This is a genomic window from Acinetobacter sp. Colony158, from assembly GCF_019264745.1.
GTDB classification, from domain to species: Bacteria; Pseudomonadota; Gammaproteobacteria; order Pseudomonadales; family Moraxellaceae; genus Acinetobacter; species Acinetobacter ursingii.
In genome coordinates, this window is record NZ_CP078523.1 from 1,061,353 (window position 1) to 1,061,603 (window position 251).

At 38.6% G+C, this 251-nt stretch carries 1 protein-coding gene; it reads right to left on the reverse strand.

Going from position 1 to position 251, the window contains the following annotated elements:
• On the reverse strand, nt 1–251 hold a 251-nt coding region (locus JR005_RS14465), incomplete at both ends, for a GGDEF domain-containing protein (RefSeq protein ID WP_228731744.1).

A 251-nucleotide genomic window follows, 5' to 3' on the forward strand; every position in this document is an offset into this window, starting at 1 on the left:
CTCAGCCACCAGTTGAATCACCTGATCTCCGACCATATGACCGTACTCATCATTGACTCTCTTAAAATTATCAATATCAACAATCATCAAACATAGCCGTGACAAATTCTGTGGATGCTGCGATAAAATCATTAAATAGTCATCTAAGGCCAAACGATTAGATACACCTGTTAAAGCATCTGTATTTGCGATATTGCGTAACTGAAACTCGAGTGCATCGCGCTGTTGTAACATGCGTTGTAGTTTTTTAA